Origin of the sequence: Streptomyces sp. NPDC079020, from assembly GCF_044542225.1 — a bacterium.
Classification (GTDB): domain Bacteria; phylum Actinomycetota; class Actinomycetes; order Streptomycetales; family Streptomycetaceae; genus Streptomyces.
Genome location: NZ_JBITUB010000025.1, coordinates 61,501 through 75,322, shown reverse-complemented (window position 1 = coordinate 75,322; position 13,822 = coordinate 61,501). Strand labels below are relative to the sequence as shown.

General features: G+C 72.5%; 13 protein-coding genes. 6 read left to right on the top strand and 7 right to left on the bottom strand.

The features are described from left to right. Positions 1-306 precede the first annotated feature (306 nt). From ACIGJO_RS33465 to ACIGJO_RS33455, 3 genes are read left to right on the top strand one after another with little or no spacing between them, the layout of a single operon-like run. Entirely contained in the window at positions 307-2,559 is a 2,253-nt protein-coding gene (locus ACIGJO_RS33465) for a LamG-like jellyroll fold domain-containing protein (RefSeq protein ID WP_399964745.1), read from the top strand. After that, positions 2,559-3,275 (top strand): hypothetical protein, encoded by a 717-nt coding sequence (locus tag ACIGJO_RS33460; RefSeq protein ID WP_399964743.1) that lies wholly within the window; start codon positions 2,559-2,561, stop codon positions 3,273-3,275. Before ACIGJO_RS33465 ends, ACIGJO_RS33460 begins: the two co-directional genes overlap by 1 nt. Continuing rightward, a complete protein-coding gene (locus ACIGJO_RS33455) occupies positions 3,272-4,099 on the top strand; it encodes a glycosyltransferase family 2 protein (RefSeq protein ID WP_399964740.1) in 828 nt (275 codons plus the stop codon). Before ACIGJO_RS33460 ends, ACIGJO_RS33455 begins: the two co-directional genes overlap by 4 nt. Positions 4,100-4,198: 99 nt before the next feature. Here the strand turns inward: ACIGJO_RS33455 and ACIGJO_RS33450 are convergent, their stop codons facing one another. Continuing rightward, positions 4,199-5,362 (bottom strand): glycosyltransferase, encoded by a 1,164-nt coding sequence (locus tag ACIGJO_RS33450; protein ID WP_399964737.1) that lies wholly within the window; start codon positions 5,360-5,362, stop codon positions 4,199-4,201. A 105-nt stretch (positions 5,363-5,467) separates the two neighbouring features. Between ACIGJO_RS33450 and ACIGJO_RS33445 the strand changes: the two genes are divergently transcribed. Beyond that, positions 5,468-7,030: a hypothetical protein gene (locus ACIGJO_RS33445; RefSeq protein WP_399964734.1), complete on the top strand. Its 1,563-nt coding sequence runs from the start codon at positions 5,468-5,470 to the stop codon at positions 7,028-7,030. Here the strand turns inward: ACIGJO_RS33445 and ACIGJO_RS33440 are convergent. Genes ACIGJO_RS33440 through ACIGJO_RS33430 form a run of 3 tightly spaced genes read right to left on the bottom strand, consistent with a single transcriptional unit; the run spans position 6,999 to position 11,238 of the window. Next, positions 6,999-8,243, bottom strand: coding sequence for a hypothetical protein (locus tag ACIGJO_RS33440; protein ID WP_399964731.1), 1,245 nt, complete (start codon positions 8,241-8,243; stop codon positions 6,999-7,001). The two genes, ACIGJO_RS33445 and ACIGJO_RS33440, sit on opposite strands and share 32 nt — an antisense overlap. A gap of 20 nt (positions 8,244-8,263) precedes the next feature. Then, on the bottom strand, positions 8,264-9,979 hold the full coding sequence (locus ACIGJO_RS33435) for a lipopolysaccharide biosynthesis protein (protein ID WP_399964728.1): 1,716 nt from the start codon (positions 9,977-9,979) through the stop codon (positions 8,264-8,266). Continuing rightward, positions 9,976-11,238 carry a glycosyltransferase gene (locus ACIGJO_RS33430; RefSeq protein ID WP_399964726.1) on the bottom strand — a complete coding sequence of 421 codons (1,263 nt, stop codon included), beginning with the start codon at positions 11,236-11,238 and terminating at the stop codon, positions 9,976-9,978. Before ACIGJO_RS33430 ends, ACIGJO_RS33435 begins: the two co-directional genes overlap by 4 nt. 150 nt (positions 11,239-11,388) lie before the next feature. On the opposite strand from ACIGJO_RS33430, the gene ACIGJO_RS33425 reads away from it, so the two are divergent. After that, positions 11,389-11,838, top strand: coding sequence for an adenylyltransferase/cytidyltransferase family protein (locus tag ACIGJO_RS33425; protein ID WP_399964723.1), 450 nt, complete (start codon positions 11,389-11,391; stop codon positions 11,836-11,838). On the opposite strand, the gene ACIGJO_RS33420 is transcribed toward ACIGJO_RS33425, so the two are convergent. Then, positions 11,807-12,550, bottom strand: a complete 744-nt coding sequence (locus ACIGJO_RS33420) for a CDP-alcohol phosphatidyltransferase family protein (protein ID WP_399964721.1) — start codon at positions 12,548-12,550, stop codon at positions 11,807-11,809. The two genes, ACIGJO_RS33425 and ACIGJO_RS33420, sit on opposite strands and share 32 nt — an antisense overlap. 191 nt (positions 12,551-12,741) lie before the next feature. Between ACIGJO_RS33420 and ACIGJO_RS33415 the strand changes: the two genes are divergently transcribed. Next, entirely contained in the window at positions 12,742-13,110 is a 369-nt protein-coding gene (locus tag ACIGJO_RS33415; RefSeq protein ID WP_399964719.1) for a nuclear transport factor 2 family protein, read from the top strand. Between the two features lie 26 nt (positions 13,111-13,136). Here ACIGJO_RS33415 and mnhG read toward each other — a convergent pair whose 3' ends face one another. Together mnhG and ACIGJO_RS33405 are read right to left on the bottom strand one after the other, a co-directional pair. Then, entirely contained in the window at positions 13,137-13,490 is a 354-nt protein-coding gene (gene mnhG, locus ACIGJO_RS33410; RefSeq protein ID WP_399964717.1) for a monovalent cation/H(+) antiporter subunit G, read from the bottom strand. Further along, on the bottom strand, positions 13,487-13,822 hold the full coding sequence (locus ACIGJO_RS33405; protein ID WP_399964715.1) for a monovalent cation/H+ antiporter complex subunit F: 336 nt from the start codon (positions 13,820-13,822) through the stop codon (positions 13,487-13,489). The genes mnhG and ACIGJO_RS33405 overlap by 4 nt, the downstream gene beginning before the upstream one ends.

Here is a 13,822-nt window from a genome sequence, read left to right as displayed (position 1 = left end):
GTCCGGCACGCCCCCGCGTTCACCACCGGGGAGCCGGCGCCGTTCAGCGGTGCCCGGGCCCGGCCGGTGCTCCCCCACAGCACCCGGCCCGGCGCTCCCCGCGTCCGTCCCGGGGACCATCACCGGCGCGACACCGTGTTCCACCGGCCACTCGGTGGACCCGGACGTGTCCGCACCCGGCGGGGCCCTGGGCTCCGCCCCTTCGACCGCCCTCACCGGCAGCGGGACGGCCAGTCTCCGCGTCCGGACCGGGCGGACTGCAAACGCGGCCCACCGGCCGCGGATCGTTCTCACCTTCGGAGCCGAATGATGAACGGAAGTACGGGGCAAAGCCCTGGGGAACGCGGCCGTGTGCGGGCCGCCGCCGCCGCGCTCTGCCTGCTGGCCGGAGCCCTGACCGCGACCGCGGCGGGCACATCCCCCTCGGCCGCGCTGACCCCGCCGGTGTCCCTCACGGCGGACGACCTCACCACCTGGCAGACCAACGGCATCGTCTGGTCGATGGCCGCACGGGACGGTGTCGTGTACGCGGGCGGCACCTTCTCGACCGTACGCCCGCCGGAGGCCGCACCGGGGACCGCCGAGCAGCCGGCGGTCAACTTCGCCGCGTTCGACGCGGCGACCGGGGCGCCGACCGGCTGCACCCTGTCCTTCACCCAGTCCTCGGGGACCGCGACCGTGCGGGCGCTGACGCTGTCCCCGGACGGAAGAACCCTCTACGCGGGTGGTCAGTTCGGGTCGGTCAACGGCGTCGGGGTCAGCAACATCGCGGCGATCGACACCGCGACCTGCACCCCGCGCGACGACTTCAAGATCTCCGTCTCGGCGACGGTGCGGGCGCTCGCCGTCACCGCCGATACCGTCTATCTGGGCGGGGACTTCAACAGCGTGGGCGGAAAGACCCGCAACAAGTTCGCCGCCGTCACCACGGGCGCGGACCTGCTGCCGTTCACCGCGAACGCGGACGAGGTGGCACGGGCCGTCGAGGTGACCCCGGACGGGCGGCACGTCCTGCTCGGCGGGGACTTCTTCACCGTCAACGGCACGAGCACACACGCCCTGGCCGTGGTCGACGCCACCAGCGGGGCACTCACCAAGAGCTATCCCGGATTCATCCCGAACACGTCCACGGTGCAGGACCTGACCACGGACGCGACCGGCTTCTACACCGCCAACGAAGGCACCGGCGGCGGGGTCTTCGACGGCCGGATCGCGCTCGACCTGGACGACTTCCAGCAGCGGTGGCGCGACACCTGCCTCGGAGCGACGCAGGCCGTGCTGGTCCACAAGGGCGTGCTGTACAGCGGCAGCCACGCCCACGACTGCTACAGCATGGGCGAGTTCCCCGACCAGGAGCGCAAGCACCTGCTGGCGCAGTCGGTCGACGACCCGAAGCTGCTGCCGTGGTTCCCGGACACGAATGACGGGATCGGGGAGCCCGTGGGGCCCCGGACGATGTCCCAGACGGACAGCGGCGGGCGTCACTACCTCTGGGTCGGCGGGGAGTTCACCACGGTCAACGGTTCGCCCCAGCAGGGTCTGACCCGGTTCGCCGACGGTCCCGACACCGGGGCGCCGTGGGTGCCCAACGTGAGTCTCTCCACGGTCACCCCGGGCAGGATCACCGTCAACTGGCAGACCAGCTTCGACACCGACGACGGGGAGCTGACGTACCGGATCTACAAGGACGGGGCGAGCACCCCCGTGCACACCACGACGGGGTACTCGCTGTTCTGGGACCGGCCGCAGCTGACCTGGGCGGACACCGATGTGGCGGTGGGCGAGACCCACTCGTACCGGATCACCGCGAGCGACGGCACCAACACCAGCGCCAAGTCCGCGGCACAGTCCGCCACCGTGGCGGCGGCCACGGAGCGCTATCCGGCACGGGTGCTGGCCGACGGGGCCTCGCTGTACTGGCGCTACGACGAGGGCGCGTCCACCTTCGCCGCCGACACCGGCGGCAGGCTGAGCAACGGCTTCCTGCGCAACGGACCCGCCTACCGGCAGACCCCGGCCGCCGTCGCCGGCGACTCCACCGCGATCGGGTTCAACGGCCTGGACGAGTACGTGTACGGCAACACCCGGTACGCGCAGCCCACCCGCTTCTCAACGGAGACCTGGATCAAGACCACCACCACCCGGGGCGGCAGGATCATCGGGTTCGGGAACAAGATCATGCAGAACAGCACCACGTTCGACAAGCATGTCTACATGCGCGACGACGGGCGGCTGGTCTTCGGCGTCCGCAGCGGGGGCATCCGCACCGTCACCACGACCGGGGCGTACAACGACGGCAAATGGCACCACGTCGTCGCCACCCAGGGCACCGGCGGGATGGCGCTCTACGTCGACGGACAACTGCGCGCGTCGAACTTCCTGTACACCGCCAATGAGAACTACCCCGGCTACTGGCGGGCCGGCGGTGACAGCCTCTCCGGCTGGCCCAGCCGTCCGACCAGCAACTACTTCGCCGGACAGATCGACGAGACGGCCGTCTACCCCACCGCGCTGAGCGCCTCCCAGGTCAGCGCGCACTACGCCCTGAGGAACGGCTGATGCGGCATCCGTTCCTGGCCGGTGCCGCCGTCGTCGTCATGACGGCGGCGCTGGCCGCCTGCGGCTCGTCCGCCGAAGGGAACGGCCCGGAGGCCGCGGGGGCCCGGAGCCCCGCGGCCTCCGGGCCCGCCGTCACCGGGCCGCCCGCCGCCGGTACGTCCACCGGTCCGGCGGGCGGACCCACGGCCGGGCCGACGAGCGAGCCGCCCAAGGTGCCCGCCGACCGGATCACCCCGGCCACCGGCTCCTTCACGAAGAAGCAGAAGGAGTATCTGGTGGACCGGGTCCCGGTGGGCATGGACCCGGCCGCCGTGCTGCAGACCGGGCAGGAGACCTGCGACAGGCTCGGCTATCTGGTCAAGGCCGACCGGGACACCGCCGTCGCGGCGATCGTGAGCGGCGAGATCCCCGGCGCGAAGCCCGCGGTGTCCCATCTGTGCACCCAGCACCAGGAGTTGGCGGACGAGGCGGCCCTCGGCTACCCGGACGGCACGCACACCGGCAAGGGCCTGCGGCCGGGCCGCTACCGCGCCGTCTCCCCCACCCCCGACTGCTCCTGGCGGATCACCGGCGCGGGCGGCAAGCCCCTGGGCACGGGAACGTCCGGCTCGGGCACCGGCTCCGCCGAGCGGGTGCGGATCACCGTCCCGGAGGCGGCCCGCGCCTTCACCTCCACAGGCTGCTACGCCTGGCTCCCCGAAGGAAAGGCCGGATGACCAGACTGCCGATCGCCGTGGCGATCCCCACGAAGAACGAGGGCCTGAACATCGCCGAGGCGGTGAAGTCGGTGCTCGGCCACTTCGAGGCGGTCGTCGTGGTGGACTCCCACAGCACCGACGACACGGCGAGGATCGCCGAGGAGTGCGGGGCCGAGGTGATCGACTACACCTGGGAGGGCGGGCATCCGCGGAAGAAACAGTGGTGCCTGGACCATGTCCGCACCGATCTGGACTGGATTCTCCTGCTGGACGGCGACGAACGGCTCAGCCCCGGGCTGCTCGCCGAGCTGCGGGAGATCTTCGCCGATCCGACGGCTCCGAAGCCCGCGGCATATGACATTCCCCTGGGCTACTGGTTCTCGGGGAAGCGGCTGAGGCACGGCTACACCATCCGCAAGCGGTCCCTCACCGACCGCACCCGCTGCCACTACCCGGAGGTCGGCGACCTCGACGCCCCCGGGATCGGCGAGGTCGAGGGTCACTACCAGCCGGTCGCCGGGACGGCGGGCTCGCTCCGCAACCCCATCGAGCACCAGGACCTCGACCCGGTCACCGCCTGGTTCGAGCGGCACAACCGCTACTCGGACTGGGAGGCGTGGCTGGAGCACCACCCCGAGGTGAAGGAGCAGGTGCGCAGGGTCAAGTCCCGGCAGGGACAGCTGTTCCACAAGGCGCCGTTCAAGCCGCTGGTGTCGTTCGCGTACATGTACGTCTACCGGCGGGGATTCCTGGACGGGCGGGCGGGCTTCGACTTCGCACTGGCGATGAGCTTCTACCGCTGGCAGATCGCGCTCAAGTCCCGTGAGGGCAGGAAGGGCTGAGCGTCCGCCGCCGCACCGGGCGGGAAGAAATCGGGTGGGAACTGATCGGGACGGGACCGGGACGGGAACGGACCGGGACCGGGACCGGGGCCGTTCCCGTCAGCCGGTCTTCCGGCGGACCACGTCCTCGTAGGTCCGCCGGAGGGTTCCGGTCACGGCCCCGATGGTGAAGCGTTCGCCGACCAGCTCCCAAGCCGCCCTGCCCGCCCGCTCGTTGGCCCCGGGCTCCAGCAGTTCGAGGATCGCGGCAGCGACCTTCGCCGCGTTGGCCGCGTCCTCGCCCGGCCGGCTGTCGATCACCCGGCCCGCCCCGGCCCGCGCCACCTCCGGGCCGAGACCGCAGGTGCGGGTGATGACGACGGGCGTGCCCACGGACATCGCTTCGAGCACGGAGACACCGAGCGGCTCCTCGATCGAGGGCAGCACATACACATCGGCCCGCCGGCCGGCCGCGAGGACCTCTTCATGACCGAGCGGACCCACGTGGTCGAGGGAGTCCATCACCCCCAGCCTGCGGGCGAGTTCGAGGGTTGCGCGGAGTGCGCCGGTGTCGGGACCCGCCAGGACGAAGCGCGCGTCGGGGTGCTCGGCCAGGACGGCGGGCATCGCGGCGACGAAGTCCTCCGGCCGCTTCCGCTCCTGGATCCGGGCGAGGAAGAGCACCGTCGGCGGCCGGTCCCGGTCCCGGGCGGGCTTGCGCTCCTGCGGCCGTACGCCGTTGACCAGCCGCACGGTGCGGGTCAGCGGGACGGGCGCGGCGACGGCGTTGACATCGGCACGCTCCGTCTCGGTCAGACACAGGACGGCGTCGGCGCGGCGCAGCACCCGCCGGACGCCCAGCAGGTCCGTGAGCAGGGCGACCCTGTTCTCGGTGGGATCGACCATTCCGTGCGTCTGGACGACCAGCGGCGTACGGGTGGCCAGCGCGAGCAGCGCGGCGGGCAGGGTCACCAGGTCGCGCATCAGATGGACGTGTACGAGGTCGGCGCCGCGCATCATGCGGCGTGCGGCCAGCAGCAGGGGGCCGGAGGTGATGCCGCTGACCTCGAACCTGGGGAGCAGGTGCCGGGCCTGGAAGAGACGGGCGGGAACCCCCTCGACCTCGCCGGGCAGCCCTCCGGGCCCGAAGCCGTCGCCCAGGGCCATGATCCGGGCGTCGTCGCCGCCCGCGCGCTGGAGCTTGGACAGGTTGAGCGCCACCCGGGTCGGGCCGCCGAACGCATGGTCCGGGGTGTGCAATGTGACAACGTGCAGAACCTTCACCAGGGTTCCCCTCAACCTCGGCCGACAATCCACAGACTAGTCATCACATCCCCTCAAGTGGGGTGATTCGTTAGAGTGTTCACAGGTCCACGAAACGGGGGGCGCATGACGTCCGTGCGGGATCCGGCACCGTTCGCGCCCCTGGCCGCACCCGCGGACGGGGACGGTGGGAGCGGGTCCGGCAGGGCTCCGGACAGGCCCATGGCGTGGGCGATGCTGTCGCGGGCGCTCGCCGTGCCGCTGATCCTGGGGCTGGTGTGTTTCCTGCCCGCGCTGATCGCCGCGCAGCCCGGGGCGGGGGTCCGGGGCAACGGGTACTGGCTCCAGCTGGTGCTGACCTGTTATGCGGGGGCCCGGCTCGCCACCATGATCCTGTCCACCCGGCGGCGGCTGCTCCAGGGCGTCTTCTGGATGTTCGTGTACATCGCGATGGGGGTGGCGCCGTTCGCGCAGGCGGTGATCGGGCAGACGCCGACGCCGCTGGTCGGGCCCCGCTCGGACCTGGTGACGGCCACCGCGATGATCCTGGTGGGCTGTGCCGCGTTCGACCTGGGGGCGCTCCTGGCGTCCCGGCGGCCGCTGCGGCACCGTCCGGCCCGGCGCCTCGCGCCGGGCACGGGGGGCGCCGGAGGCACGGGGGGCGCACGCGGGTCCGCCGTCGCGCACCCGGTCCGGCTCCGGCTGCTGGTGCTGCTGGCCTTCGCGGCGAGCGGCTACTACGTGATGAAGCTCGGCGGGCCCGCCGTCTTCTTCTCCAGCCGCCAGGAGATCAGCGCGTCCGTGGCGGCCAGCGGGGTCGCGTCCACGGAGTCCAACGTGGGCTCGGCGTTCCTGAAGGGCTTCGGCACCGTACCGGCGCTCCTGGCGCTGCTCTTCTACACCCGGCGGCTGGTCACCTCTCGTGCCGCCCGCCGAGCTCCGTCCACGGTGCTGGTGTGGGTCGCCCTCGCCCTGCTCAACCTGATCGTGAACAACCCGGTCTCCAACGCCCGTTACTGGTTTCTGACGGTGCTGGTCTCCTTCCTGTTCACCGCTTTCCCGAGCAGTGCCGCGATGTACCGCTCGGTGCTCACGACGGGCGTCGTCGGGGCGCTGGTGCTGTTCCCGTACGCGGACCGGTTCCGGTACGACGACGAGGGATACCGGCCCGTGCAGTCGGCGTCAGTCTTCGAGCCGCTGGCCACCAAGGACTACGACCAGACGGTGATGTTCGCCAACACCATCTCCTGGGTCGACACCCGCGGCCACACCTACGGCAGGCAACTGGCGGGCTCCGGGCTCTTCTTCGTGCCCCGGGCGGTGTGGAGCGGCAAGCCGGAGGACACCGGGGTCAGGGTCGGGCAGTGGATGGGGATGAACATGACCAACCTGTCCGCGCCGCTGTGGACCGAGTTCTGGGTGGACTTCGGTCCGGCCGGAATGGCCGGCGGTCTCGCGCTGATCGGCTACGCCGCCGCCCGTACCGACCGCCGCTACGCGCTGGCGGTCTCCCGGGACGGGCCGGGGCCCGGCAGCGTCCTGGCCATCGCCGCGCCGCTCATCGCCGGGTACACCTTCATCCTGCTGCGCGGGCCGCTGCTCCAGTCCGTGGGCAAGCTCGCCATCGCCGCGCTGTGTCTGCTGCTCGTGACCGGCTTCAGGGAGCGGGCCGTACGGCGTCGGCGCTGAGCCGCTCCCCCGGTTCCGGGGCCCGGCGGCGCAGCCGGTACACCCGGGTCCAGGTGGCGGCGGCCTTGCAGACCGAGCCCAGGCAGAGCCCCCAGGCGGCGCCGGGAACTCCGGCCAGCAGATAGCCGCACGTCAAAAAGGCGACGGCGGCCAGCGAGAACACCACCTGGATCGCCAGGGTGGTCCGCGGGTCGAGCATCCGCAGGGCCAGCAGCCCACAGGTGCCCACCGCCATCGCCGCGTACTGGCTGCCGGTCGCGGGCAGCAGCGCGGATGCCACCGGCCAGGTGTCGCCCAGCAGTCCGCGGCCCGCCCCGTCCGGGAGCAGCGCGAGCACGGTGGCCCAGGCGGCGGCGGTCGCGGCCAGCACGGCGGCGAGTGCGGCGGTGACCCGTATTCTGCGACGCTCGTCGCCGATCCGGCCGAGCAGCGGCGGGCCGAAGCCGGTGGCCGAGGTGAAGAGCACGTTGAGCGGCCCGAACAGCGTGGTGGCCCCGCGCAGCGCGCCGACCAGCAGCGGGTTGCCGACCGCGCCGAGCCCGAGGACGGACAGTTGTCCGGTCGCGTTGCCCACCCCGAACTCGACGACGAAGCGCCTGCCGAGGTGGCCCCGCCGCAGCAGCGGACGCAGCCGCAGCGGGCTCCCGGCCGTCTCCCGGTGCAGCAGGGCGGCGGAGAGCACAAGAGCGGGCAGGGCGGACAGGCCCCAGACGGTGATCAGCCGCGCGGCCCCGGCACCGTGCGGCTGGGCGGACAGCGCGGCCAGTACGCAGGCCAGCCGGAGCAGATCGGCCGTCAGGGCGAGGTGGGGCCGCTGGAGGGTGGAGAACGCGTAGCGCACGGCGTCCTGACCGAGGACCACGGGCAGGACGAGCCCCAGCATCATCAGGGCACGGGCGGTGTCGCCGGGCAGCAGGAGGCAGACGGCGGCGAGGAGCGCGCCGAGCGCCGCCGAGGCGAGCAGGGTGAGGGCGACGGCGGAGCGGCAGGCGCCCCGGGTCTCCGTGTCGCGGCCGCGGGTCAGCACCAGGGGCTGTCCGGTGTACGCGCCGGAGATCCCGAGGAGCACGGTGAACACCAGGTACACGGCCGAGAAGCGGGCGAAGTCGGCCGCGGTGGAGAGCCGGGCGGCCGCCACCAGCACCAGGATGTTGGTGAGGGCCGCCACGCCCTGGTCCGCGACCGAGCAGACGATCGCGGTCCGGGTCCTCACGGGCTCCCGTGAGGGTGTTCTCATGGGCGCCCGGCGGGAAGGTCGTAGGGGCGCAGGCCGAGCGTCTCGCTGGGGTCACCGGTGCTCACCGCTCCGGTGTGGGCGCCCGGTCCGGAGCCGTTCCGGCGCCGGGCGGACTTCTGGCGCCCGGCGCGCGGCCGGCGTACGCCCCGGCCGCGCGCCGGGTGGAGCAGGACGCCCAGCACGGAGCCGCCGGAGGCGCCGATGATCTCCCGGATGCGTTCCAGGTCGCTGCGGTGCACCTCACGCGGGTCGCAGACCACCATGACACCCTCCACCCGGTCCACCAGGGCGACCGCGTCGGCGTACGCCAGGACGGGCGGGGCGAGGACGATGACCACCGCGCCGGGCCGGTCGGCCTCGGCGACGATGCGGCCGACGGACGCCGAGGTCAGGGCGCGCGGCACATTGTCCACCGTGACCCCGGCGACCAGGGCGAAGGCTCCGGAGCCGGGGACGTCCACGTTGGAGCGGGTGCCCGCGGGCCAGTTGCCCGGGGCGTGCGGATTGTTCCGGGCGTTGCGGGGGGAGGCCGCCGGGTCCCCGGCCCAGCGCGGCCGTACGCCGTAGGCGGCCTGGCCCAGGTCCCGGGCCAGTGACGGGGTGCGGAGGTCGGCCTCGACGAGGAGTACGTCACGCCCCATCTCGGCGAACGCGGCGGCCAGGTTGGCGGCTGCCGCGGCCGCGGCGGCGTTGTCGCCGCGGGGTGCCGTGACCAGCAGCCGGCGGCTCCGGGCGAAGGACGGGTCGTAGGCGAGGCGGAAGGCGACGGCGCGGTACTCCTCGGCGAGCCGGCTGCCGCCCCGCCCGATCGCGAGCAGGGAGCCGGGGGCGTTGCGCTCGCGGGGCAGGGTGCCCAGCAGCGGGGCGCCCACACAGCGGACGACCTCGCGGGTGGAGCGGACGGCCGGGTCGAAGACGAGGCGCACCCAGGACATCAGCAGGCCGAGCGCGAGGCCGACGACGCCACCGAGTCCGAGCAGCAGCGGCAGCCCGGCCCCGGTGGGCTCCGTCGGGGGGACGGGCTTCTTGTTGAGATAGCCGGGTGTGGTGTCCAGCGCCTCCAACTCGGAGATCTTCCTGCTGAGTTCGGAGATGGAGACGATGATGTTGGCGCGGGCGCTGCTCACGTCGTCGGCCTCGCCCGCCCCGATCTCCTCCTCCAGCAGATCGCGTTTGTCCTCCAGCGGTTCGAGCTGGGCCCGGTAGCCGGTGGCCATGTTCGCGATGCTCTGTTCGGTGCGCGCCTTGCGGTGTTCCAGGTAGGCGTTGGCGAGGGCCTCGGCGCGGGTGCCGGCCTGGGCGGGGGTGCTGCCGGTGTAGGCGAAGCGCAGGGTGAGTGTGTTGGGCGGGTTGGTGACCTGGAGGCCGGAGAGCAGTTCACCGGCGGGCACACGGTCGCCCCACTGGGCCAGGGCGTTGGCCGCCAGGGCACCGACGGTGTCGCTGACCGCCGTCTGCCGCTCGGAGCCGATGTTGATGCCCTTGTCGGCCGAGGCGCCGGTGGCGAAGGGGTCGGCGGTGGCGGAGCGGACCTGGACCTCGCCGGTCGCGGTGTAGGTGTCCTCACCGCCCAGGGCGAGGTACGCGCCGCCGATCAGCCCGATGACGACGCCGGCGCCCAGCAGCCGCCGGTAGCGCAGGAGCTGGCGGAACTGGTCCCGCAGCAGCGCCGGTTCGTCCTGTTCGTCCAGGGTGCGGATCTGATGCGTCATCGGCGTGGGCTCCCTTGTGCGGTGCCGAGGACCTCGGCCAGCAGTGCGTCGAAGCGGGCCAGCCCCGCCTCCCTGCTCAGATGCCGCGCGACGTAGCGGGGCCCGTGTGCGCCGAGCGCGTCGGCGCCGACGGGGTCCTGGGCCAGTTTCCGTACGGCGTCGAGCAGGGCGGCCGGGTCCTCCGGGGCGACCAGCGTGCCGGCGCCGGAGCGGCGCACCTCGTCGGCCGTGCCGCCCTCGTCGGCGACGGAGGCGACGACGGGCCGCCCGGAGACGAAGTAGGAGGTCAGTTTGGAGGGGACGCTCATGTCGAGCACCGAGGCGCGCTGGGTCACCGCGAGGACATCGGCGGCGGCGAGGATGTCGGTGAACTCCCCGGCCCCGGCGGGCGGCAGGAAGTCGAGGTTGGCCAGTCCCGAGGCTCGGGCGCGCAGCGCGTCGCGCTGGTTCCCGTCGCCCATCAGCACGACGCGGATGTCCGGCGCCCGGCGGGCGGCGTCGACCAGGACTTCGAGCCCCTGTTTGAGGCCCATGTTCCCGGAGTGCAGCAGGACCGGGGTGCCCTCGGCCCAGCCGAGTCGGGCGCGGGTGGCCGCCCGGTCGGCGGTGGGCCCCTGCACATGGGTCCAGTTGGGGACCAGCCGGATGCGCGCGGGGTCGACACCGAGGGCTCTGACGCCCGGTACGAAACTCTCGTGGATGACGCCGACGAGGGCGGCGTGGCGCAGCGCGTACCGCTCGGCGGCGGCGACGACGGCCGCCGCTCTGCCGCCGCCCCGGATGCCGCTCTGCGCGGCGGCGGCGCCCATCAGGTCCTGGACGACGGGGAGGTAGGGGACGCGGTGGCGGCGGGCGATCCGGGCACCGATGACCCCGCCCGCGAGGCTCGGCATCTGGGCGATCACGGCGTCCGGGCGTCCGGGCGGCGGTGCGAGGAGCCCGTGCCCGAGGACCGTGGCCTCGAACGCAGCTCTGCGCAGCGCCGTCTGACGGGACGGCACATAGTGCCTCCGGCGGTGCACGCTGACGGCCTCACGGGTCTCGGTCGCCCGCCACACTCCCCGGTAGCTCGCCTCGACCCGCCAGGACGGGTAGTGCGGCATGCCGGTGAGCACCTGGGTCAGCGCGCCGGAAGCGGCCCAGTGCTCGGCGAGCTGGGTGGCGTACGGGCCGATGCCCGTGAGCTCCGGTGCGTAGTTGGTCGAGACCACCAGAAGTCGGCGGTTCCCGAACGGCCTGTGCTGGTCGACAGCGGACATCACACGATCGCCTTCCCCCCGGAACGGCAGCCACTCCCCCGGGGAACAGCCCCCTTGAGCTTATCCGTTCACGGGTTGCACAAGTGTTCTTCACAGTAGGGTCGTTGGCACATCACCACACATCGCGTTCACCGTGGGGGGAGAGAACGGATGGCGCAGCACAGAGTCGGTTACGCACCGGGGGTGTACGACCTGTTCCACGTCGGGCACCTGAACATCCTGCGGCACGCCCGCAGTCAGTGCGACTACCTGGTCGCGGGGGTCGTCTCGGACGAGATGGCCGCCCTGGCCAAGGGCCACAAGCCGGTGATCCCGCTGCCCGAGCGGCTGGAGATCGTCCGCAGCATCCGTCACGTGGACGCCGCGTTCGTCGAGACGGTGCCGGACAAGATCGAGACCTGGCAGCAGGTCCGGTTCGACGTGATCTTCAAGGGCGACGACTGGCGGGGCACGGGAAAGGGGAGACGGCTGGAGCGGGACTTCGCCGAAGTGGGCGTGGAGGTCGTCTACTTCCCGTACACCGTGCACACCTCCAGCACCCAGTTGCGCCGGGCGCTGGATGTCCTGGTCAGTCAACCCGGAACGCTTTCAGCTCCCTGAACCACTTGGCGAGGAAAGCCACCAGGAACACCGCGTGCACGGCCGCGAGCACGGCGTACCCGGTCCTGAAGGCCCCGGGTGCGCCGAGCAGCGGGAACACCAGGCAGAACACCCCGTAGTCCGCGGGAAGGAGCGCCACGGCCCGCAGCCGGGATGCCGGCGCCTGGGCGGAGGGAGCCGGGGCGGAAGGGGCCGGTGCGGAGCGGACGGCGGCCCGGCCGAGCTGTTCGCGCAGCAGTCCGGCGCAGAACGTGAGCACCGAGACGAACAGGAAGCCCAGCGGGAGCAACAGCCATACGTCGCCCGGCAGTTCGATGAAGCGGTAGAAGGAGATCAGCACTGCGGTGTGGACGAGGATCATCTTCGCGCAGTCCACGACATGGTCCAGCCACTCGCCGTCGGGGCCGCCCCTGCCGGTGAGCCGGGCGAGCTGGCCGTCGGCCGAGTCGAAGGCGAAGCCGGTCACCAGCCCCGCGCAGACGGCGAGACCCAGCCCCCACGAGGGCGGGGCCAGGGCGAGCGCGGAGATCGCCGCGAAGGTGAACAGGGCGCTGGCGAGCGTGACCTGGTTGGGCGTCAGACCCGCCCGGAAGGCCACGGCGGCCAGTAGCCGCCCCGCCGGGCGGTTCACGTACCGCGAGTAGAGCGAGACGCCCTTGGACGTCTTCTGCGCGCCGCGCAATTCGCGCAGTGCTGTACCTGTGCTTCCCATACGCCCCCCAGCGTCCGGCATTGCCCGCATCATGGCACGCGGAATGTGTCCCCGTGGGGCGGAGCGGGCGATCTCCCTTACCCGGGAGGTAATCGACCCCGGACCGGCCCCCGCGTCATGGTGTGTCCACCGCCCCGGAACACCGGAGCGGCAGGACGAGGGCCCCCGCGGCCCCGGCGAGAGGACGCACCGTGACCGCATACGAGGACGCCGTTCAGCGCTACTTCACCGCCTGGAACACCACCTCTCCCCAGGAGCTGGAGAAGGCGGTGGCCGCGGCCTTCACCGAGGACGCCACCTACACCGACCCGCTGGCCGATGTGCGGGGCCACGACGGGCTGGTGGCCGCGATCAGCGGTGCGCACCGGCAGTTCCCCGGCCACGGCTTCCGTCCGACCGGTACCCCGGACGCGCACCACGACCTGGTGCGCTTCACCTGGGACCTGGTCTCCGGGGCGGACGGTTCGGCGCCCGCCGCCGGGTTCGACGTGATCCGGCTGGCCGGGGACGGGCGGATCAGTTCGGTCAGCGGCTTCCTGGACCGGCTGCCGGGGGCCTGACCGGTCTCCCGGTCACCTCTCCTCGGTCACCTCTCCTCGGTCAGCTGCTCGTCGAGTTCGTCGAAGAGCAGCTCGGCGTGGTCGATCTGCCCGGTCCGGTACGCGGACCGGGCCACCAGATGCGCGGCGACCGGGCCGGTCAGCATCTGGAAGAAGCCGATGAGGGCGAGGGTGGCGAGGTCCATGCCGCTGCGCAGCCGCAGCGCCACCCCGGCCAGCACCAGCAGCATCCCGAGCGTCTGCGGCTTGGTCGCGGCATGGCTGCGGGACAGGACGTCCGGCAGCCGCAGCATGCCGATCACTCCGAGCAGACAGATCAGCGCCCCGACGAGGAGCACGACGGCACCCGCCGTGTCGGTGATCCGGAACCAGACGTTCACCGCGGCCCCTCCTGGCTTCCGGTGCCGGGCGGTGGCACCCGGCGGGACAGCGGCCGGTCGCGTACGGCGATGAAGCGGGCGATGCCCACCGATCCGGTGAAGCCGAGGAACGCCAGCACCAGCATGATCGGGAAGTAGAACGAGTCCCGGGCGACGGCGGACTTGGCGCCGAGACCCGCGATGATCAGGGCGGCACACACATCCAGCGCGATCGCCCGGTCCAGCATGGAGGGGCCGAGCCAGATCCGGATCAGCAGCAGTGCCCCGGCGGCGACGACCATCACGACGGCGGCGATCAGCAGGATCCGGTCGACGTACTCGGGTGCGCTCAT

What these genes read in the sequence shown, in the direction of transcription:
- ACIGJO_RS33420 (WP_399964721.1), bottom strand. Translation starts at nt 12,550, where the DNA reads ATGGGAAGCACAGGTACAGCACTGCGCGAATTGCGCGGCGCGCAGAAG.
- ACIGJO_RS33405 (WP_399964715.1), bottom strand. Translation starts at nt 13,822, where the DNA reads ATGAGCGCACCCGAGTACGTCGACCGGATCCTGCTGATCGCCGCCGTC.
- ACIGJO_RS33430 (WP_399964726.1), bottom strand. Translation starts at nt 11,238, where the DNA reads ATGTCCGCTGTCGACCAGCACAGGCCGTTCGGGAACCGCCGACTTCTG.
- ACIGJO_RS33455 (WP_399964740.1), top strand. Translation starts at nt 3,272, where the DNA reads ATGACCAGACTGCCGATCGCCGTGGCGATCCCCACGAAGAACGAGGGC.
- ACIGJO_RS33445 (WP_399964734.1), top strand. Translation starts at nt 5,468, where the DNA reads ATGACGTCCGTGCGGGATCCGGCACCGTTCGCGCCCCTGGCCGCACCC.
- ACIGJO_RS33435 (WP_399964728.1), bottom strand. Translation starts at nt 9,979, where the DNA reads ATGACGCATCAGATCCGCACCCTGGACGAACAGGACGAACCGGCGCTG.
- ACIGJO_RS33465 (WP_399964745.1), top strand. Translation starts at nt 307, where the DNA reads ATGATGAACGGAAGTACGGGGCAAAGCCCTGGGGAACGCGGCCGTGTG.
- ACIGJO_RS33460 (WP_399964743.1), top strand. Translation starts at nt 2,559, where the DNA reads ATGCGGCATCCGTTCCTGGCCGGTGCCGCCGTCGTCGTCATGACGGCG.
- ACIGJO_RS33425 (WP_399964723.1), top strand. Translation starts at nt 11,389, where the DNA reads ATGGCGCAGCACAGAGTCGGTTACGCACCGGGGGTGTACGACCTGTTC.